Genomic DNA, 532 nt, shown 5'->3' with positions numbered 1-532 from the left:
TAACGTTGGAATTTGGTGCTCTTTTGCAAGAGAACAAATTGCCTTTGCTGGCAGAGCAGTACCGGTCTTGTATGTGATGTGAGAGAACACAATCAGGCGAACATTGTTGTGCGCTTCAATAGCGTCACGGAATGCTTGAATGTAGTCTTCTTCAGAAACGTCTTCAGTACCTGTAAACACTGGTAACTGAATTTCCACGACTTCTACACCAAAGCGGTGTTTTACAACATTCAGCGGAGATGTCGCTGCAATGTGTTCGTGGTGTGTAGTAAGAATCACGTCTCCCGGCTCGAAATGCAGACCATTAATGATCGAACATAGACCGTCAGTCGTGTTGCGGCTTAGGATGATTTCGTCAGCATTTGCGCCAAAACCTGGTGCAATCTCTGCGATCATGTCTGAAACGTAAGGGAACTTACCAAACTTACCTTTCATGTCCCATGGGAACTTCGCCACTAATTTGTTGTTGTCTTCATAGCCTTCAAGAACATGTTTCGGCATTGAGCCTGTTGTACCAATGTTCATGTAAGTC

1 protein-coding gene is annotated in these 532 nt (G+C 44.7%); it reads right to left on the bottom strand.

All coding sequences use genetic code 11. The annotated features are described in order from the left end of the window. Positions 1-532, bottom strand: a 532-nt coding sequence (locus R7Q46_RS29945) for an aminotransferase class V-fold PLP-dependent enzyme (RefSeq protein ID WP_318078689.1), incomplete at both ends; no start/stop codon positions are given.

The sequence above is a fragment of the Vibrio sp. 811 genome, assembly GCF_033339195.1.
This window is presented reverse-complemented; position numbering and strand designations above follow the sequence as displayed.